The organism is Sorangium sp. So ce295, from assembly GCF_051527405.1.
Taxonomy (GTDB): domain Bacteria; phylum Myxococcota_A; class Polyangia; order Polyangiales; family Polyangiaceae; genus Sorangium; species Sorangium cellulosum_B.
On sequence record NZ_CP150324.1, the window covers coordinates 2,749,473 to 2,767,476 of the forward strand.

Consider the following 18,004-nt stretch of genomic DNA (forward strand, 5'->3'; position numbering starts at 1 on the left):
TTGGCTGTGGCAGCGTGTGATCGAGGGGCAGCCTCGCGCGCGGCCGGCAGTGGAGATCAAGAGCCATGACCGACAAGAAGCAAGGTGCACCTTCGTCCAGCTCGACCCCTACCCGTCGCCAGGTGCTGAAGCAGGCGGTGGGCCTCGGCGCGGGGCTGGCCGCCACGAGCTTGCTCGGTGGCGAGGCGTCGGCGGCGCCGCGCATCCGCTCCGGGACCTTCACGACGAGCGATGGGGTCGCCCTCAACTACCTGGAGGCGGGGAGGGGGAGGCCGCTGCTGCTCCTGCACGGGTGGTCTCAGTCGGCCGCGCTGTACAGGGCGCAGATCCTCGCCTTCGCGCGGCACCACCATGTCTTCGCGCTCGACTGGCGCGGACATGGCGAGTCGGAGAAGCCCGAGCACGGCTACCGCATGGCGCGCTTCAGCAGGGATCTTTACGAATTCATCCGCGGGATGGGGCTCAAGCACCTCTCCGTCCTCGGTCACTCGATGGGCTGCGGCGCGCTCTACGGCTACTGGGACAACTACGGGGGACGCTACATCGACCGCCTGATCCTTGTCGACGTGGGCCCTGCGATGACGGCCTGGCCCGACTGGTCCGCGGAAGAGGCGGTCGAGGCGGGGGCCCTGTTCACCCCGCAGACGCTCCACGAGACGGCGGCCGCGCTGCGCGGGCCCGACGGGATCGCCACGACCTACGGGCTCGTGGCCACCATGTTCACCCCCGGCTACCCGGCGGATCAGCTCGCCCTGGTCGTCGAGCAGAACCTGAAGCTCCCGCGCGAGTACGCCGCCAAGCTGCTCGTAAACCAGGCCGAGCAGGACTGGAGGGACGTGATCCCGCGGATCGACGTGCCCACGCTCGTCGTCGGCGGAGATGCGAGCATCTTCAACCCCATCTCCCAGCAGTGGGTCGCCGACCAGATCCCCGGCGCCGAGCTCCTCATCTTCGGCGCGGACGAGGGGGGCAGCCACTTCATGTGGCTCGAGAACCCCGAGAAGTTCAACGAGGATGTCCTCGACTTCCTCGGCTGAGCCGCGCCGCCCTTGAGCGGCTGTCGCGCGCGGCTGCGCGGCGGCACCTGCCTTCGCTGTCGATACGATGACTCGGCGCCTACTGCTTCTTTCTGCTCGACCAGTTCTCGATCGGCAGGCCCTGAAATCGCCGAAAATCTCGGGTGTTCACCGTTACCAGGATCAGGTCGTTGCTCTTCGCGATGGCGGCGATTTGGCCGTCCACGAACGGTGCCGGCGTTCCCTTTCCATCAAGCCGAGCGCGCTCGTCGGCATGCCATGCCGAGGCCGCGGCATCGTACGGCAGGATGGGAAGAGACAGGTAGACGACCTCGCGCAGGTACGCCTCCAGCGCCGTGCGCCGCTTGCCTGAGGGCAGGAGCCGACAGCCGTACCACAGCTCGTGCCACACGGGGGCGGCGAGCGCGCTCTCGTGCGCGTGGGCCTCGATCTTCGCGAGCATCGCCTCGTCGGGCGCCTGCTTCATCGGCTCCGAGATCGTGGAGGTGTCGAGCAAGAAGCGCGGGCTCACAGCTTGACCTGTCGACCCGGCGAACGGTCGCGAACGGACGCGGCGAAGTCGCGCTCCAGGCCCACCTCATCGAGGTCGTGCCTCTTCCGGAATGCACGGTACGCGTCGCCGAAGCTCGGTCGATCCGAGCGCAGCCGCTCGAACTCCTCCCGGGACAAGACGACCGCCACGGGGCGACCTCTCCGGGTGAGCTCGACGACCTCACCCGCTTCCGCTTGCTCGATGATAGAGGGGAGATGGGCCCGAGCTTCTGCGACGGAGTAGCGATGCGCCATTCCATAGATGTACACGAAGTTGTACATTCGTGCAACCAGGCGAAATGGCTCGGGTTGCGCAGCTCGGCGGCAGGACCGGTCTTGGCGCCGGAGCACTCCCTCCGACGATCCCGCCGACGATAAGTGGGTCGCGACCAACGAGTCGGCACCGGGGGCCACGTGCGTGTGCAGTCAGCCTGCATGCGCGTGCTGCCAGACTGGAGATGGCGGCGGCTGTGCCATTTGCGTCGCCACACGTCGCGAGCGCCTGCCGTTGCCCCTGCGCTCCCAGCCTGGTATGGGTAGGGTGGCTGCCATGAGCTGGACCGAGGACGACCAGAGCAAGCTCGACCGCCTCCGTGACAGGGAGCTTTCCGGCACGCTGACACAGCCTGAGCAGGAGGAGCTCGCGGCGCTGATGGCCCGGATCGAGGCGGAGGAGGCGGCGGTGCTTGCCCCGGAGATGGCTCGGTTGCGTGCCGAGGCCGGCGAGCTGGCGGTCGAGCTGGCCAGCGTCGAGGGCGAGAACGAGCAACTGGCCCAGCTCATGGCACAGCAACAGGCCCTCGTGACCGACACGCGCAGGTTCCTCGAAGAGCTCGATCGGCGCCGCGCGTCCATCCTCGACGGACTTGCCCGCGTCGCCGGCGGGCCGCTCCCCGCTGCATGAATGGCCGTCTCCACTGAAGCGCGCGCAATCGTGCGGGCCACCTTCGGTGGACGGTGTGGTTACTGCGGCGTTTCCGAAACGTCGGTGGGAGGCGAGCTGGAGATTGATCACTTCTACCCGCTCGCGGCGGGTGGTTCCGACGACATTGGGCCGCGCGCGGCAGAAGCCCAGGTCGTCATGCGGGGAGACGTTGTGACAATGCGTCCGGGAGAGATGCCCGATTGGCCGCGGGCACAGCAATCCAGTCAACTCCTCCCCGTAGTTCGATCCGACGCGACCGCTGCGCCCGTCCCCGCCTCGCCGCAGGCCGCATTGGACATCCGGTAGGCGAGGGGGCATCGTGGCGGCCATGAAGGTCTTCGTTACAGGGGGCTCGGGGTTCATCGGAGGCCATCTCATCGAGGGGCTCGTGCGCGCCGGTCACGAGGTGAGCGCGCTGGCGCGCTCGCCGAGGAGCGCCGATGTCGTGCGACGTCATGGGGCGGCGCCGGTCGCGGCCGACCTCGGGACGCTGAAGGGCGAGGACCTCGCGGGCGCCGAGGCCGCGGTGCACTGCGCCGCGGTTGTCGAGGAGTGGGGGACGCGCGCGCAGTTCTGGGAGGGCAACGTGGAGGGGACGGGGCGGGTGCTCGCCGCGGCGCGCGCCGCCGGTGTGCGCCGGTTCGTCCACGTCGGCACCGAGGCGGCGCTCTTCGATGGCCACGATCTCATCGATATCGACGAGACGCACCCTTATCCCGAGAGGCAGCGCTTCCTGTACTCGGAGACGAAGGCAGAGGCGGAGCGGCGCGTGCTCGCGGCGCACGAACCCGGAGGCATGACCACCGTCTCCATTCGCCCGCGCTTCGTCTGGGGCCCACGGGACGCGACGGTGCTGCCCGTCGTGCTGCGCATGGCGCGGGAGGGGAGCTTCGCCTGGCTCGACGGCGGCGGCGCGCGCACGTCGACGACGCACGTCGCGAACCTCGTGCACGCGCTGCTGCTCGCCCTGGAGCGCGGCCAGGGCGGGCGCGCCTACTTCGTCGCCGACGACGGCACGCGCACGCTTCGCGAGTTCCTGACGGCCCTGGCGCGGACGCAAGGGGTGGCGCTGCCCGGGCGCAGCATCCCGAGCGCCGTCGTCCTCCCGCTCGCGGCCGCGATCGAGGGCGCCTGGCGCCTCCTCGGCGTCCGCCGGGCACCGCCGATGACCCGCTTCGCCGCGGCCATGATGTCGCGTTCGGTGACCGTGAAGACCGACCGCGCCCGCGCCGAGCTCGGGTATGCGCCTGTGATCGGCGTGGAAGAGGGGCTGGACCAGCTCTCGGCGGCGCGCTGACAGGGGGACGAGCCGCGGGCGGTGAGCGCCGGGGATGCCGCGGGCGGCGATCGACGGAGAGCTCGCGGGCGGGCAGGGCAAGCGGCGGACAAGCGGCCTCCGCAGGAGCGCGGCCGCCCGCTCGGGCGCGCGAGGCCCGCAGGAGCCAGCTTGGCAGTACCTCGGCGCGTCCGGGTCTCGTAAGATGACGAGCTCATGCCGCGATCACCGGTACGACAAGGCCCCTCCGCCCCGCGCTGCATGAGCGTACGGGCGACCCCGACAGACGTTGAGCCGAGGAGACCCACGTGAGCGCTCGAATCCCTCTGCAGCCCTTCCCCCAAGGCTGGTTCCAGGTCGCCACCTCGGACGAGCTGCCCGCGGGCGGGCCCGTTTCGCTCCGCTGCTTCGGGCAGGATCTGGTGCTGTTCCGGACGCAGGACGGACAGGCCCGGGTCCTCGACGCCCACTGCCCTCACATGGGCGCGCACCTCGGGGTGGGGGGCCGCGTCGAGCAGGGCGGCATCCGGTGCCCGTTCCACGGGTGGGTGATCTCCGGCGAAGGGAAGTGCGTGCACATCCCCTATGCGGACACGATCCCGCCGAAAGCGAGGACCCGCGCCTGGGAGGTACGAGAGCTCGACGGCCTGATCCTTGTCCACCACGCGCTCGGCGGCGAGCCCGCCGCCTTCGAGATCCCGCCGCTCGCCGAGGCGCGCTCGACGGAGTGGTCCCTGAACCTGATCAAGCGCTGGAGGGTCCGGACGCACATCCAGGAGACCCTCGAGAACATCGTGGATCCGGCCCACTTCGTCACCGTCCACGGCATGCTCGAGCCGCCCCGGACCGAGATCGAGATCGAGGGCCACATCATCCGATCCAGGTCCGCGGTGAAGCAGAAGGGCCCGGGAGGGCGGGTGGTCGACGGCACGATCACATGGGAAGGCCACGGCATGGGGTACGGGACGATCCGCTTCACCGGCATCGTCGAGCTCCTCTTCGTGAACACGGTCACGCCGATCGACGACGAGCTCGTCGACATCCGCTTCGCGTTCTGGCTGCGCAACGACGGCGCGCAGCGCCTCGGCCAGGCCCTCGCCGCGGAGATCTGCCGGCAGCTCGAGGAGGACATCCCGATCTGGGAGAACAAGATCTACCGCGCTCAGCCCGTCCTGTGCGCCGGGGAGAAAGGCATCATGACGTTCCGCAAGTGGAGCAGCCAGTTCCTCTGACGCGCGGGGCGCGGCGGCGGCGTCTATCCGAGCGGGGCCGGATCGACGGGGAGCTGGTTCAAGGGCCGCAGCGGCTTGCCATCGAGGAAGGCGCGGATGTCCTCGACCGCCTGGCCATAGACCAGGCGATAGCCCTCCTCGGTGACATAGCCGAGGTGCGGCGTGATCACCGTGTTGTCGAGCGCGAGCAGCGGGTGATCCGCGGGCAGCGGCTCGGGCTCGAAGACGTCGAGCGCCGCGCCGGCGATGCGCCGCGCGCGCAGGGCGGCGAGCAGCGCCGCCTCGTCGAGGATGGGTCCGCGCGAGGTGTTGACGAGGAACGCGGTCGGCTTCATCCGCCCGAGCTCGGCCGCGCCGACCAGCCCGCGGGTGCGCGGGCTCAGCACGAGGTGGATGCTGACGACATCCGCGCCGGCGAAGAGGTCGTCCTTCGGGACGAGGCGGGCGCCCACCTCGGCGGCGCGCTCGGCGGTGAGGTTCTGGCTCCAGGCGATGACCTCCATGCCGAAGGCGCGGCCCACCTGCGCGACCTGGCCGCCGAGCTTGCCGAGCCCGACGAGCCCGAGCGTCTTGCCCTTGAGGCCGAGGCCGAGCGTCGTCTGCCAGCGGCCCGCCCGCGCGGCGCGGTCCTCGGCCGGGATGTGCCGGAAGAGCGCGAGGATGAGCCCCCAGGTGAGCTCCGCCGTCGGGTAGGGCAGCATGTCGGTGCCCGAGACCTGGACGCGGCGCTCGGTCGCGGCCGCGAGGTCGATCGAGGCGTTGCGCATGCCCGCCGTGACCAGCAGCCGGAGGCCGTCGAGCCTCTCGAACAGCGCGCGCGGGAACGGCGTGCGCTCGCGCATCAGCACCACGGCCTGGAAGGGGCGCAGCCGCGCGGCCAGGGCCTCGAGGTCGTCGAGGTGGTCGGTGAAGGCCTGCACCTCGGCCGCCGGGAGGAGGCTCCGCCAGTCGGCCATCCGGAGCGCCACGCCCTGGTAGTCGTCGAGGATCGCCACGCGCATGGGTGCTGCCTCTCGCATCTCGGGTGAGCTCGACTTCTAGCCGATCCCGATGGCCTCTGTTCCGGATCCCTCCGCGAGGGCAGACTGAGGCAGGTCCCCGCGTGCTCGTGCCCGCCCCCAGATCGCCCCTCTCCGGTGCCGGCGCCGTCGGCGCTGGATTCCGCCCCGAGCTCGCGGCCGATCTGCTGTCCGCGCCCGGCGCGGTGGACTTCGTCGAGGTCGTCGCCGAGGCCTGCTTCGCGAGCCCGGCCGCGCGGCGCGAGGCCTCGGCCATCGCGCGCATCTGGCCGGTGGTGCCCCACGGCGCGAAGCTCTCGCTCGGCAGCGGGGAGTGAGGGAGGTACCCCAGTCGGCCGCAAAATTCCCTCAGTTCGCAGCGCGCAAAATCCCTCACTTACACGCCGCTACCGGGCGTGGGCGCGCTCATCTCGCGTGACGTCGCGGAGGGCATGACCTTGCTCATGCATCAAATTCCTTGAGATCGAAATCGAACCATTCTAGCTCCTCATCCGGCTCGTACACAGTCCCCAAGGGGCGCGAGCCCTCGTGCGAGTAGACCTCGGTATCGATGTATGTCTTCTTTGTGATGCTGTAGATGCGCGCCTTCTCGAGACGCGGGTTCATACCCAAGAGAGTGAAGCAGTCGAACCACCACTTGCACAGGCTTTCCAGATGAGAACTCTCGAGCGCTGCGGCGTAGACGCTGGGGTCCAGCCTGTTTTGGATGGCCATGTTGACCGTCCCGCTGCCCTCGAAGAGGTTCTTTTTGGCGTTCGCGATCCTGCGGCAGAGCACCCTCACCGCCGATCGCGTGGCGCTCTTCGTCAGGAGGCCGGTCGCGCTGACGAGGCCTCTCCACGTCGCCTGATCTTCTTTCTCGCCGAGGAGGTCGACGAGCGTCGTGACGAGCTGGCGAAGCTCTCTGTACTTGTCTTCGCCCAGCAGCTTGAAGGATGCGTCCGATGTCGCGATGTAGAACACACCGGCGATGTCGGAATACGGGATGACATGGCGCAGGTGCATCCCCTTGACGGCGAGCGTCTCGCTCATGCTCGTGATCGCTTCTTGTGCCGCCTTCTTGTCGAAATCTGCCTTGAGCGCCTCGGCGTCTTTCTTTGCTTCGGCCAGCCAGGCATCAAGGCGTTGGTCCTTCGTGAAGCCCTGACGCTTGAAGGTCTTCATCTGGTAAGCGTTCTTGAGCATCTTCAGCAGAGCTTGTGTGACGTCGCTCGCTGCCGCCGGTGCTTTGACGTCCGGCACGTCCTTCGTGTCCGAGGCCGGCGCTCGCGCCGCCGTCCTCTGCACCGTCGCTGTGTGCGGCGGCCCCTGCTGGATCGCCTTCGGCTGCACCACCACGCGCGGCAGCGTCGCCGGGTGCGGCGGCGGCGCCCTCGGCATCCAGAACGGCGCTGCTTTCCTCTGCACCGTCGCCGGGTGCGCCGGTCTCGACACCCGTACGGTCGCGGGGTGCGGCGGTAGCTTCTCGTCGCTCACGCCGCCTCGTCGCGCAGGATGGCCCGGATCTCCGTGCGCAGCGCCCGCGCCTCGGGCAGCGTGGGATCGGCCGCGATCGCCTCCTCTACGCAGCGCAGGGCCTCGGCGGCGCGCTGCTGGCCCAGGTGGCAATAGGCCAGGTTGAAGGCCGTCACCCCCTTCGTCCCGCGCGTCGCGCGCGAGCGCTCGAAGTAGCGAATGGCCTCCTCGCGATAGTCCAGCTCGCGCATCCACACGCCCAGGTGGAACGCCAGATCGCGCTCTTCCCCGATCTCGTAGTGCAGCTCCCACAGCCGCCGTCCGAGATTGAAGCAGGCGCGCCGCTCGGCGGGGGAGGCGGAGCGCGAGAGCGGAAGGAGCCGATCGAAGACGTCCATGAACAGCTTCGCGTCGTCGCCGCCCGCGCGGAGCGCGGCGAGCACGTGGGGTAAGTCCATCCCGGCAGCGGCAGCCTCGACACCCTTCTTGAGCATGAACCAGTCGCCCGGACCGAAGACCTCGGTCGCCGCGAACGCGGCGCGCGTCTCGGCGCCTCCCGCGGGCGCGTCGAGCAAGAAGGCGCCGAAGCAGAGGCTCCGCGGAGCGTGCGCGGGGAACAGCGCTTCTCCGCCGAGGCGCTCCACGAAGCGACCTATGGCGTGGTAGTCGACGTCCAGCGAGATGCTCCCGTGTCGCGCGATGCGCGGCGCATCGCGGTGGAGCAGCTCCTCCTCGTGGCAATAGCCCTTGTCGGCAGAGAGCAGGAGGAAGCCGCCGCCCGCGAGCCGCGAGAGCGCGCGCACGCACTCGAGCGCGGCAATGGGGAGCTGGAGGGCGCCCTCGCCGATGGTCTGCTGGTACTCGGCGACGAGGAACTCGAGGTCGGGATCGACGTACGGCGCGCCATCCACGGGCTCGTGCTCGTAGGCGACGTCGAGCTGATCGAGCGGGGCCGGGTCGGCGAGATCGCCTGTCCCGGCGGGCGCGGCGAGGGTGACGCGGCTCTCGTGCAGGACGCCACCCCGGAGGACCCACGCGTCCTGCGGCAACCCATCGAAAACATAGTTGGCAATCGCCACGAGCGGCCGCTGCGCACCGCCGGGCGAGAGCGTCACGCCCGAGATCTCGAGCATCAACGACGTGTCGCGCTCGGCGTCGAAGCGGGCTATGTCGAGCACGCCGGCGTTGCAGAAGGGGCGGAGTTGCGGGTGGGCCCGCCAGAAGGCGAGGTTCGCCGGCGAGACGTCGGTCATCACGTAGCGGATGGGTGCCCCCTGGAGGAGCGGGATGCGTGGCTCGGCGAGGAGCTTCTGCAGAAAGTGATACGCGAAGCGCCCCGATCCCGCGCCCAGCTCGATCACGGTGAGCGGCTCGCCGGGCGCGAGCGCTCCAGCGGCCGCGAGATCGCGCAGGAAGGCCGTGACGATGCGCGCGTAGGCGCCCGCCACGAAGGGGTTGCTGGTGATGTAGTGGGGGACTTGCCCGGTGCGCCAGGCGCCCACGCCGGCGCGCTCGAAATAGTCGCGCTGGAGCTTCCACAGGATGGACCGGGAGAGCCGTGATCCCCGCTCGATCACCACCGGCTCGGCGGTAGGGCCGGCGGACGGCCGGTCCAGGTGAGCTTCCATTGTTCCGGTCATCCGAACCACACGGCAGGAGGGTGGGCCAAGAAAGCACGCGCGGGCCGCGAATGCAGGGCTCCTATGGGAGCTATCAGGGGCAGATCTCCCCCGAGCATGCGGAGCGATGCGCTCCCGAACCTGTCTTGGCCTTCCCGCCGCAGGCTCGATCCTTCTTCGGCACCGCGACCGTCGCCCACGTCATGGGCGCGCACCTCGGGGTGGGGGGCCGGATCGAGCAGGGCGAGATTTGATGCCCGTGCCATGGATGGGTGATGTCCTCTGTTCCGGATCCCTCCGCGAGGGCAGACTGAGGCAGGTCCCCGCGTGCTCGTGCCCGCTCCCAGCTCGCCCCTCGCCGGCGTCGGCGTCGTCGGCGTTGGATTCCGCCCCGAGATCGCGGCCGATCTCCTGTCTGCGCCCGGCGCCGTGGATTTCGTCGAGGTCGTCGCCGAGGCCTGCTTCGCGAGCCCGGCCGCGCGGCGCGAGGCCTCGGCCATCGCGCGCATCTGGCCGGTGGTGCCCCACGGCGTGAAGCTCTCGCTCGGCAGCGCCTCGGGCATCGACATGGAGCGCGCGCGCCGCCTCGGGGCGCTCTGCCGGGAGCTCTCGGCCCCGGTCGTGAGCGAGCACGTCGCGTTCGTGCGCGGCGGCGGCCGGGAGATCGGCCACCTCACCGCGCTGCCGTACACGCTCGAGGCGGCGCGCGCCGTCGCGCGGAACGTCGCCGCCGCCCGTCGGGCGCTCCCGGACATCCCCCTGCTGCTCGAGAACGCGGCGTGCACGCTGCGGTTCCCGGACGACGCCCTCGGGGAGGGGGACTTCTATGCCGAGGTCGTCGGCCGCACCGGGTGCGATCTGCTCCTCGACGTCGGCAACGTCTACGCGAACGCCGTCAACGCCGGCGTCGATCCCGGGGAGCTCGTCCGTTCCTACCCGCTCGAGCGCGTGGCGATGATCCACATCGCCGGCGGCGTCCTGGAGCACGGCTTCTACTTCGACACGCATGCCCATCCGGTCCCCGCGCCGGTGTTCGAGCTGCTGGCGCAGGTCGTCGCTCGCACCGGCCCGCTCCCGATCCTCCTCGAGCGCGACGGCGATTTCCCGCCCTTCGCCGCGCTCGCCGCCGAGATCGCGACCGCGAGGGCGATCGCCCGGTCCGCGCCGTCCCGACCGACGTTGGCCGGACCGACGTTGACGTTGACCCGACCGACGTTGACCCGACCGACGTTGCCCCGACCCACGCTGGCCGCATCCACGTTGGCGCCGACCCGACCGGGGTTGCCCGTCTCTCGTGCCGCCTTGGTGCAAAATTCTGCCGACGTCTCACCCTTCGAGGCATCGGCGCTCGCCGAGGTCCAGGCCCGCGTGGCCGAGCTGCTCACCTCACCCGTCGATCCGCCGCCGGAGGCCGTGGCTCCGTTCGACGCCGAGGACGTCGCCCGGTCGCGGGCGATCCTCCAGCGCAAGCGCGTCGACGACGCGCTCCCGCTCTTGCCGCGGCTCTCGTCTCACCGCGAGGCGGCCGCGCGCCTCGGGGCCCGGTGCGTCGAGGCGTCGCCGCGGGCCCCGCGCCTCACGGCGGTCGCCGACGCGCTCCGCATCGCCGCGGCGGCGGCGGACGACGCCCGGCTCGCGCCCGAGGCGATCGTCGACCGCCTGCTGCTCCGCGCCCGCTTCGTCGGGCCCTCGGGCGACGGGAGCGTCAGGCCCAGGCTCCTGCCGTTCATTCGGCGAGAGCGGCTGCCGGGAGGTCGGGTAGTCTGGGCGATCAAGGGGATTGGCTCGAGCGCCGAGGTCCGGCTCGTCGAGCCGCGAAGGTAGACCATGAACGAGGGATCCATGGCCACGGGGAGCGCCGTCTCCAGGTTGCCGGCGCCGGTGCAGGCGCGGCTCGTCGAGCTCAAGGAGAGCCTGGAGCGGACGCTCGGCGACGAGCTTTCGTGCCTGCTCGTGTACGGGAGCGCGGCGCGGGGCGGCTACCGCGACGGGCAGAGCGACGTCGATCTGATGGTGGTGCTCAAGGAGGCCTCCCGCCAGAGCCTCGACGCGATCGCCAACGCGCTCCAGATCGCGCGCTACGCGGCCCGCATCGAGGCGATGATCCTCACCGCCGCCGAGATCCCGCGGGCCGCGGACGTGTTCCCGCTGCTCTACGACGACATCCGCCGGTGCCACGTGCTCCTCTCCGGCAGCGACCCGTTCTCGGCGCTCGTGATCGACGGCAAGAACCGCCGCCTGCGGGTCGAGCAGGAGCTGCGCGAGGCGCAGATCCGCCTCCGGCGCGCGGTGGTGGACGGGATGGGCGCGGACGACGCCCTGAAGGGCGCGGTCTCCCGCAAGGTGAAGCAGATCCGCGGGGCGCTCCACGCCCTGCTCGGCCTGCACGGGATCGAGGGCGGCGACGATCTGGGCGCGGTGCTCGCCGGAGCGGGCAAGCTCCTCGGCGTCGACGTGGCCCCGCTGAAGCGCGTCCACGAGGCGCCGGGCCCGGCCTACGCGGCGCTGGCGGAGCTGCTCGCGCGCGCGGTCGACGACGTCGACCGGCTGGAGCACCCGGAGGCGGCGCGATGATCCACGAGATCTTCGACTTCTTCCCGTTCGACATGGCGTCGGGGCCGGCGTTCCTGCTCTTCTATCTGGCGCTCTCGGTCTCTGGCCTCGTCGTCGCCATCCTGGTGCGCAGCGCCGTCGGCGCCTCCCTGGATCGAGCGGGGCAGGCGAGCGTCCCCGCGGGGGGCGCGCCGTACCGCTCACCGGCGTGGCGGCAGCGGCTCTCGGCGGGCTGGATCCCGCAGCCGGACGAGTACTGGGCGATCGCGTACCTCCGCGACGGGAACAAGGGCGTCGCCGCCACGCTGATCGCGGTCGCGATGGGCGCGGGCTGGCTCGTGCCCGCGGGGGACGCGAAGGACGCGCCGCAGGCGCTCCACCTCCTGGTCGGCTCGCCCCCGCCGGACCGGGTGCTCGCGGCGTTCTTCAGCTCGCTCTCGTCGAGGGGCGCGCACGGCCAGCAGACGGTGACGCTCTCGCTCGATCAGGTGCGCGCCTCCGCCGACCAGATCGCGGCCCGCTTCGAGCAGGAGCTCCGCCTCGAGCTCACCGCCGCGGGGATGCTGCGCCCGCGGGGGACGATGACGGCCCTCTCGGCCGTGGTGTGGGCGGTCGGCGTCGGCCTGCTCGGCGTGGGGCTGATCCGCGCCATCCGCGCGGAGGAGCTCGACCGGCCCTACGCGTTCCTGGTGGTGGAGATGATCGCGCTGCTCGTCGCCACGTGGATCGTCGCGCGGACCGCGAGCGCCTACAGCACCATGAAGTCGGACTACCTCAGGTGGCTCGACGACTCGACCGTCTCGCTCCGCTCGGACGTCGCGAGCGGCCGCCGCCGGCAGGCGGTGGACATCGGCTTGACGGTCGCCGCGAGCGGCACGGCGGCGCTCGCGATGTCGCCGCTCTTCGGGCCGATGGTCTACGCGATGACCCCGCCCCCCCCGGTCTCGACGGGGGGCGGCTCGTCCGGCGGATCGAGCTGCAGCTCGTCGAGCTGCGGTGGTGGCGGCGGCTGCGGCGGCGGCGGCGGCTGCGGCGGTGGTGGTGGCTGCGGCGGGTGACGCCCGCTTCGAGGTGCTCGACGCCCTCGGCCTGTGCCGGCTCACCCGGCGCACCGGCGATCTCGACGGCGCGGTGCCGCTCCGGGTGGCGAAGGCGTGTGTGCCGCTGCTCGAGGGCAACGCGTTCGGGCTCCAGATCACGCTGGCGCGGCCGATCGAGGTGCGGCGGCGCCTCGGGTCGCTCCGCGCCGAGCCGGCGGGAGAGCACCGCGAGGCGCTCGCCCGCGCGCACCGCGCCGCGCTGACGCGGCTGGTCTCGCAGGGGTTCCTGGCGCCGGAAGGGGCATGGCACCGGGCGCTGCGCGGCGGCCTCGCCTGGACGTGCCGGAAGGGGCTGGGGCCGCCCCGCCTGCGCCTGTGGACCGGGCTCCTGGTGCGCCCCGACCCGGGCCTGTGGCTGCGCGTCGCGGGGGCAGCCAACCGCCGGAACGCGCTCATCGAGGTGAGCGAGGCGTACCTCGCCGACGACGGCGCGTTCGTCCCGCTGGTGGTCGAGCTGCGCGTCCGCGACGAGGCCCCGCAGCGGCTGCAGCTCGAGGGGGAGATCGGCTGCATCGCGCCCGTGCTCCCCGACGTGCAGATCGAGGCGTGCTCGCTCGCGGACGCGCCCGAGGTGGGGCGGGCGCACGCGGAGTTCTACGACGCGAAGTACTTCGCGGTGAAGAAGGGCCAGGTGACCCGCAAGTACCGGCGGCTCGTCGGGGGCACGGCGGGTGGGCGGAACGCGAGCGCGGGCGAGGGGAGCGCGGGCGAGGGGAGCGCGGGCGGGGAGAGCACGGGCGAGGGGAGCGCAGGGCCGGCGCGCGTGCGGCTGGTCGTCGCCGGGCCGGCGGCGCCGGAGATCACCGAGGTGACCGAGGTCACGACCGCGGCCGGGCCGGATCCGGTCCCCTGGCGCGGGGGTGCTCGGCGGCTCGCGTCGATCGTGGTGAGGAACGCCGTCCCGTTCCGCGCGACGTTCGACGGGCACACGCTGGCCGTCGCGCCGGAGGCGCCGCGCCTCGCCGACGGGGCGGCCGCGGTGGAGCGCGCGTTCGCGCAGGCCTTCGGCGACGATTTCATCGCCGCGAACCGCGGGGCGCTCTGGTACCTGACGAAGTACTTCACGCCGCATCCGCCGGGCGAGCCTCACTTCTTCGTGAAGCCGTGGGCCTTCACCCGGACGCCGCCGGGCTGGTCCAGCCTGCTCGACGGCGTCAACGGCGACGGCTACGACGTGATGCGCGGCGTGGTCGCGACCGACGCGTTCTTCGCGACCCCGGCGGTGTTCCACGTGCGCCGGCTCGGGGCGCCGATCGAGGTGCCCGAGGGCGCGCCGTTGCTCCGGATCGTGCCCATCCCGCGCGACCTGCTCCGGGCCGGCTTCCGGGAGGCGCGCTTTCTCGATGCGTGAACGGGGTGGACGGTGCGGCCAGCGGGCCTGGTTGTGGTGGATAAACAGGATGATTTTCCCCTTCGAGCCCCCTCGCGGAGCGCGCCCATGAGCGAGCGATGGATCTGGCCCGGGCCGGAGGGCGGTCCGGCGAGGCTCTTCGACGAGCTCGCGGCGCGCGGCTTCTCGGTCCTCCGCGGCGACGCGGCGCTGGCGTCGGAGGAGGCCGCGCGGGCGCCGTGGAGCTTCGCCGAGCGGCTCCTCGGGGCAAGGCCGCTCCTTGTGGAGCGGCAGCCGATCAAGGCCGTGCCTGGCGGCAGGTCGTTCGCCGCGAGCTCCGCGGCGGCGCCGCTCCACACCGACAGCCAGTGCTTCGCGGGCGCGCCTCCGGCGGTGCAGATCATGGCCTGCGTCAGGCCGGCGGAGCGCGGCGGCGGCTGCCTCCTGCTCGACGGCTGGCCGCTGCTCTCGGCGATCGAGCGCGCCGATCCCGGGCTCTTCCGCGCGCTCTTCACGGTGTACAGGCGCATCCCGTTCGTCTTCGGCGACTTCTTCGGGCCCACGGTGTCGCTCCGCGGCGGCGCGCTCGCGCTCACGCACGCGCCGGTCGTGCCGCCTGGAGACGCGCTCGCCGCGCGCCTCGCGCGGTTCATCGAGGCGTCGCGACGCGAGGTGATCGAGCTGTCGCTCGGCCCGGCGGACATCCTGGTCGTCGACAACCGGCGCATGCTGCACGGGCGGCGGGCGTTCGAGGGGGCGCGCGAGTTCGTGCGGCTGCTCGTCTGGACGGAGGCGCGGCTCCCGTCGCCGCCCGCGTACAACGCGCTCGCCGCGGAGGTCGCCGAGGCTGCCGCGCGCCGCCTCGCCGGAGCGCCGCGGGCCACGCGGCGGCGGCTCGGCCTGGGCGCGCCGCCGCTTCCCGAGGCCCGCCGCCGCCTGGGCCTGGTCCTGGAGATGCTGCGTGGCGTCCCGCCGGGCGTCCTCGCCGCGCGCGAGCGCATCCCCGAGCCGGAGCTCTACCGCCTGCGCGACGCGGCGCTCGCCGCCGCGGAGGAGGCGTTCTCGGGCGACGCGGAGGGCGCGGACGACGGCGCGCTGGGCGAGGCGATCGTGCGGATGAGCCGGGGGTGAGCCGCGCTTGCGGCGGGCGGCACCCGGATGCTGTGCGGAGGAGAGCTGTGTCCATCGGGCGGAAGCTGCGTGGACGGCGCTGTGGACGTCCGCCGGGTCGATGCGGTCGCGGCTGCGCTGGCCAAGGACGTTGGTGCGGCGCGGCCGCCCGGATAGATTCCCGAGGCATGGCGTCACGTCCTCTCGGAGCGGCCGCGCTGTGCGGGATCGCCCTTGGCTGCGCGGCGTGCAAGCCGGCGGCGCCGCCGCTGCCGGCGCATGTCCGCATCTCCATCGACGGCGCCGTCATCAGCCCGGCCAAGGCGGACGGCCGTCAATGGGACGGCATGGGCGCGGTCCCGGCGGAGGCGCTCACCGCCATCGGCGGCCTGCTCCGCACGAAGCACCCTGTCGCCGCGGCCGCCAGCGTGGCCGGCTTCGCGGCGGAGGCGGCAGGGGCGGGGACCGAGCCGCCGGAGCCCTTCGGCTCGGCGGAGCTGTTCGTGGGCGGCCGATCGCTGGGGAGGCGCGCGCTGGATCGCCCGGGGCAACGCGACACCTGCACGCCCGGATGGAACGGACCGCCGACCTGGTACCGCGTGCCGCTCACGCCGGATGTCCATCTGAGCGGTGAGCTCATCGACAGGGACCTCGTGAACGACGACTTCATCGGGCGGTTCGCGATCCACCACGGTCACCTCGTCGAGGCGCTCCGAGCGCGCACGGTCTATCCGGTGGCGGTCGACAACCAGGCCGCCGGACAGGTGCTGTTCGTCTGGATCGAGGTCTGGCCCGAGTAGACGCCTGCTCGGAGCGACGGTCACCCGCTTCGGATACGGGCCCACCTCGACGTTTTCGGTGCTCAGCGCACAGGAGTGCGCTTCCGCGCCGAAAACGCCGATCTGGGCCCGTCTCCTGTGCGGGAGACCGTCGCTCTGCTCTGCGTGGCGCAGAGGGGGCGGGAACCGCTGTAGAGCGACAGACGGGTTGAAGTTGCCTGAAAAGCGGGGATTTCGGGGCGACGCTCGGTCGCTCAGCCGCGATTCCGTCTCGCTCGCGCTCCGAAGAGCAGGGCTCCGATCGCCGCAAGATGGATTCCGAAGCGCCAAGGCGGCGTTCCGGGTTCGGACCCGGGGACCGAGACGCTGCAGCCAGAGTCCTCCGTCACGGGCGTATCCTCGTCGGTGCCGCCGCTCGCGCTGCTCGAAACCTGCCCGCCAGTCGTCGCAGAACCGCCTGTCGTGACGGCACCACTTCCGGGCACGCCCCCGCCGTTTCCGCTTCCCTCCCCTGCGCTACCGCCGTTTCCGCTTCCTTCCCCTGCGCTACCGCCGTTGCCCGCGGTCTCACCGGCCCCGCCCGCCCCACTGGCCCCACCGGCTCCACCCGCCCCACCGCCGCTCGTCGCGCTCTCCTCGAGGAAAATGCGCTGGGCGAAGTTGTAGAAGCTGCGGTTCCAGACGGTCTTGGTATGACCTTCGTTCGCCTCGATCTGGCAAATATGGTCGATGTTGTTCTGATCCAGGAAGTCGTGATAATTCCTGCTATTGTTGATCAGGTTGTCTGCGCTGCCGCAAGAGATGAAGATGAGCTTCACGTTGTTCTTGACCGCAGCCACATCCTTGATGGTCTGACTTGGCTGCTGGGTATCGGGCGCAGCCGAGTACGGTCCGATGTAATGGAAGACATCGGTGTTGGGGAACCCGAAGTTGAAGGTCTGCCCCCCGCCGACGGCGGCCGAGCTGCCGACCGCGACCGAGGCCGCCCTCCTCGAGATGGTGCTCGGCCTGCCCGGCGTCGGCCCGCGCATCCTCGGCACGGCCGCTCTCCCCTCGCTCGGTCGCCTCTCGCCCGCCGCCCTCGCCGAGCGCACCCAGATCGCGCTCGGTGACGCGACCCGCCTCGCCGCCGCCTTCGAGCTCGGCCGCCGCACCCACGCCGCCCGCGCGCGCCGGGGCGCGCTCCTCACCGACGCCGCCCGCGTGGCGCGCTACTTCGGCCCGAGGCTCGCCTCCCTGGTCCACGAGGAGCTCTGGATCGCCGCGCTCGACACCCACGGCCGCGTCCGCGAGACGCGCATGCTCGCCCGCGGCATCGACGACGGCCTCTACGTCGGCCGCTCCACCGTTCTGCGCACGGCGCTCGACATGGCAGCCCACAGCTTCGTCCTGGCCCATAACCACCCCAGCGGCGACCCGACGCCGACCCGCGAGGACGAAGACATGACCCTGGAGCTGCGCCACCTCTCCGAGGAACTGCACGTCCCGCTCACCGCCCACGTCATCGTCACGCCCAGCGGCCGCTACGCCGCCGTCCACGAGTAGGCCCCCGCGCGGCGCAGCGCCCCTGCGGCGGGGCGCCCCATCCCTGCGCATCCAGACGCCGGCGCACCGCCCAGGCCGGCAGCCCCGCAAGCCCTCGGGCAGCGGCACGCGGCGGATAGGACAAGCAAACGCGTTCCGCAAAGTCAAGATTCTCGGAGCCGTTCCTGGCTCGTGCAGTCCGACTGTACGAGCTTATCGACAGAACGGGCCTTATGCGATCAGACAGGCCTTCCACTCGTGAAACGCCTGCGATTACCGCGACGTCGCACCAAGCGGAAGGCATCCTACCGTATAGCTGTACACTACTGGCTCTCTGCGCGAGCGCTGTCCACGCGTGCGTGGTGCTCGCCGAGCGCCGAAGGTCGCGGAAACGTGGGGGAGAAGCGCGACGGCCCCGGAGATCGCTCTCCGAGCCCGGTGCTAACAGAGCGTCGGGCACGTCGGCAAACTTGGCTTCCACAAAGCGCTGTAGCTCACGCTCGATCCGACCTTT

At 71.6% G+C, this 18,004-nt stretch carries 18 protein-coding genes; 12 read left to right on the forward strand and 6 right to left on the reverse strand.

Features of this window, described 5'->3' with window-relative positions; translation table 11 throughout:
* Positions 1–65: 65 nt before the first annotated feature.
* Positions 66–1,037: an alpha/beta fold hydrolase gene (locus WMF11_RS10560; RefSeq protein ID WP_437977365.1), complete on the forward strand. Its 972-nt coding sequence runs from the start codon at positions 66–68 to the stop codon at positions 1,035–1,037.
* A gap of 79 nt (positions 1,038–1,116) precedes the next feature.
* Here WMF11_RS10560 and WMF11_RS10565 read toward each other — a convergent pair whose 3' ends face one another.
* Together WMF11_RS10565 and WMF11_RS10570 are read right to left on the reverse strand one after the other, a co-directional pair.
* Positions 1,117–1,548 (reverse strand): type II toxin-antitoxin system VapC family toxin, encoded by a 432-nt coding sequence (locus tag WMF11_RS10565; RefSeq protein ID WP_437716767.1) that lies wholly within the window; start codon positions 1,546–1,548, stop codon positions 1,117–1,119.
* Positions 1,545–1,850: a type II toxin-antitoxin system Phd/YefM family antitoxin gene (locus WMF11_RS10570; RefSeq protein WP_437908296.1), complete on the reverse strand. Its 306-nt coding sequence runs from the start codon at positions 1,848–1,850 to the stop codon at positions 1,545–1,547. The genes WMF11_RS10565 and WMF11_RS10570 overlap by 4 nt, the downstream gene beginning before the upstream one ends.
* A 268-nt stretch (positions 1,851–2,118) precedes the next feature.
* On the opposite strand from WMF11_RS10570, the gene WMF11_RS10575 reads away from it, so the two are divergent.
* The 3 genes from WMF11_RS10575 to WMF11_RS10585 all read left to right on the forward strand — a co-directional run bounded on the left by WMF11_RS10575 (position 2,119) and on the right by WMF11_RS10585 (position 5,001).
* The gene (locus WMF11_RS10575) at positions 2,119–2,472 is read left to right on the forward strand and encodes a hypothetical protein (RefSeq protein ID WP_437977366.1); all 354 of its coding nucleotides are present in this window, start codon (positions 2,119–2,121) and stop codon (positions 2,470–2,472) included.
* 349 nt (positions 2,473–2,821) lie between these two features.
* Positions 2,822–3,790, forward strand: coding sequence for an NAD-dependent epimerase/dehydratase family protein (locus WMF11_RS10580; RefSeq protein WP_437977367.1), 969 nt, complete (start codon positions 2,822–2,824; stop codon positions 3,788–3,790).
* A gap of 287 nt (positions 3,791–4,077) precedes the next feature.
* Positions 4,078–5,001, forward strand: a complete 924-nt coding sequence (locus WMF11_RS10585; RefSeq protein ID WP_437977368.1) for a Rieske 2Fe-2S domain-containing protein — start codon at positions 4,078–4,080, stop codon at positions 4,999–5,001.
* Between the two features lie 23 nt (positions 5,002–5,024).
* Here WMF11_RS10585 and WMF11_RS10590 read toward each other — a convergent pair whose 3' ends face one another.
* Positions 5,025–6,002, reverse strand: coding sequence for a D-2-hydroxyacid dehydrogenase family protein (locus tag WMF11_RS10590; protein ID WP_437977369.1), 978 nt, complete (start codon positions 6,000–6,002; stop codon positions 5,025–5,027).
* Between the two features lie 101 nt (positions 6,003–6,103).
* On the opposite strand from WMF11_RS10590, the gene WMF11_RS10595 reads away from it, so the two are divergent.
* A complete protein-coding gene (locus tag WMF11_RS10595) occupies positions 6,104–6,337 on the forward strand; it encodes a multinuclear nonheme iron-dependent oxidase (RefSeq protein ID WP_437977370.1) in 234 nt (77 codons plus the stop codon).
* A 124-nt stretch (positions 6,338–6,461) separates the two neighbouring features.
* Here the strand turns inward: WMF11_RS10595 and WMF11_RS10600 are convergent, their stop codons facing one another.
* Both WMF11_RS10600 and WMF11_RS10605 read right to left on the reverse strand, forming a co-directional pair.
* Positions 6,462–7,496 carry a hypothetical protein gene (locus WMF11_RS10600; protein WP_437977371.1) on the reverse strand — a complete coding sequence of 345 codons (1,035 nt, stop codon included), beginning with the start codon at positions 7,494–7,496 and terminating at the stop codon, positions 6,462–6,464.
* Entirely contained in the window at positions 7,493–9,103 is a 1,611-nt protein-coding gene (locus WMF11_RS10605; protein ID WP_437977372.1) for an SAM-dependent methyltransferase, read from the reverse strand. The genes WMF11_RS10600 and WMF11_RS10605 overlap by 4 nt, the downstream gene beginning before the upstream one ends.
* 318 nt (positions 9,104–9,421) lie before the next feature.
* Between WMF11_RS10605 and WMF11_RS10610 the strand changes: the two genes are divergently transcribed.
* From WMF11_RS10610 to WMF11_RS10635, 6 genes are all read left to right on the forward strand, one after another.
* Positions 9,422–10,918 (forward strand): DUF692 domain-containing protein, encoded by a 1,497-nt coding sequence (locus WMF11_RS10610; protein WP_437977373.1) that lies wholly within the window; start codon positions 9,422–9,424, stop codon positions 10,916–10,918.
* Positions 10,919–10,921: 3 nt separating this feature from the next.
* Positions 10,922–11,668, forward strand: coding sequence for a nucleotidyltransferase domain-containing protein (locus WMF11_RS10615; protein ID WP_437977374.1), 747 nt, complete (start codon positions 10,922–10,924; stop codon positions 11,666–11,668).
* On the forward strand, positions 11,665–12,705 hold the full coding sequence (locus WMF11_RS10620) for a hypothetical protein (RefSeq protein WP_437908305.1): 1,041 nt from the start codon (positions 11,665–11,667) through the stop codon (positions 12,703–12,705). Before WMF11_RS10615 ends, WMF11_RS10620 begins: the two co-directional genes overlap by 4 nt.
* Positions 12,647–14,098 (forward strand): hypothetical protein, encoded by a 1,452-nt coding sequence (locus WMF11_RS10625; protein ID WP_437977375.1) that lies wholly within the window; start codon positions 12,647–12,649, stop codon positions 14,096–14,098. The genes WMF11_RS10620 and WMF11_RS10625 overlap by 59 nt, the downstream gene beginning before the upstream one ends.
* 87 nt (positions 14,099–14,185) lie before the next feature.
* A complete protein-coding gene (locus tag WMF11_RS10630) occupies positions 14,186–15,208 on the forward strand; it encodes a TauD/TfdA family dioxygenase (protein WP_437977376.1) in 1,023 nt (340 codons plus the stop codon).
* Between the two features lie 167 nt (positions 15,209–15,375).
* On the forward strand, positions 15,376–15,987 hold the full coding sequence (locus WMF11_RS10635; protein WP_437908309.1) for a hypothetical protein: 612 nt from the start codon (positions 15,376–15,378) through the stop codon (positions 15,985–15,987).
* 233 nt (positions 15,988–16,220) lie between these two features.
* Here WMF11_RS10635 and WMF11_RS10640 read toward each other — a convergent pair whose 3' ends face one another.
* Positions 16,221–16,805 carry a hypothetical protein gene (locus WMF11_RS10640; RefSeq protein WP_437977377.1) on the reverse strand — a complete coding sequence of 195 codons (585 nt, stop codon included), beginning with the start codon at positions 16,803–16,805 and terminating at the stop codon, positions 16,221–16,223.
* A 157-nt stretch (positions 16,806–16,962) separates the two neighbouring features.
* On the opposite strand from WMF11_RS10640, the gene WMF11_RS10645 reads away from it, so the two are divergent.
* Positions 16,963–17,511, forward strand: a complete 549-nt coding sequence (locus WMF11_RS10645; RefSeq protein ID WP_437979297.1) for a JAB domain-containing protein — start codon at positions 16,963–16,965, stop codon at positions 17,509–17,511.
* The last annotated feature ends 493 nt before the right edge of the window (positions 17,512–18,004 follow it).

Bases quoted from the DNA above. Each gene is read 5' to 3' on its own strand.
- WMF11_RS10560 (WP_437977365.1), top strand. From the start codon at position 66: ATGACCGACAAGAAGCAAGGTGCACCTTCGTCCAGCTCGACCCCTACC.
- WMF11_RS10570 (WP_437908296.1), bottom strand. From the start codon at position 1,850: ATGTACAACTTCGTGTACATCTATGGAATGGCGCATCGCTACTCCGTC.
- WMF11_RS10575 (WP_437977366.1), top strand. From the start codon at position 2,119: ATGAGCTGGACCGAGGACGACCAGAGCAAGCTCGACCGCCTCCGTGAC.
- WMF11_RS10580 (WP_437977367.1), top strand. From the start codon at position 2,822: ATGAAGGTCTTCGTTACAGGGGGCTCGGGGTTCATCGGAGGCCATCTC.
- WMF11_RS10590 (WP_437977369.1), bottom strand. From the start codon at position 6,002: ATGCGCGTGGCGATCCTCGACGACTACCAGGGCGTGGCGCTCCGGATG.
- WMF11_RS10605 (WP_437977372.1), bottom strand. From the start codon at position 9,103: ATGGAAGCTCACCTGGACCGGCCGTCCGCCGGCCCTACCGCCGAGCCG.
- WMF11_RS10615 (WP_437977374.1), top strand. From the start codon at position 10,922: ATGAACGAGGGATCCATGGCCACGGGGAGCGCCGTCTCCAGGTTGCCG.
- WMF11_RS10620 (WP_437908305.1), top strand. From the start codon at position 11,665: ATGATCCACGAGATCTTCGACTTCTTCCCGTTCGACATGGCGTCGGGG.
- WMF11_RS10630 (WP_437977376.1), top strand. From the start codon at position 14,186: ATGAGCGAGCGATGGATCTGGCCCGGGCCGGAGGGCGGTCCGGCGAGG.
- WMF11_RS10635 (WP_437908309.1), top strand. From the start codon at position 15,376: ATGGCGTCACGTCCTCTCGGAGCGGCCGCGCTGTGCGGGATCGCCCTT.
- WMF11_RS10645 (WP_437979297.1), top strand. From the start codon at position 16,963: ATGGTGCTCGGCCTGCCCGGCGTCGGCCCGCGCATCCTCGGCACGGCC.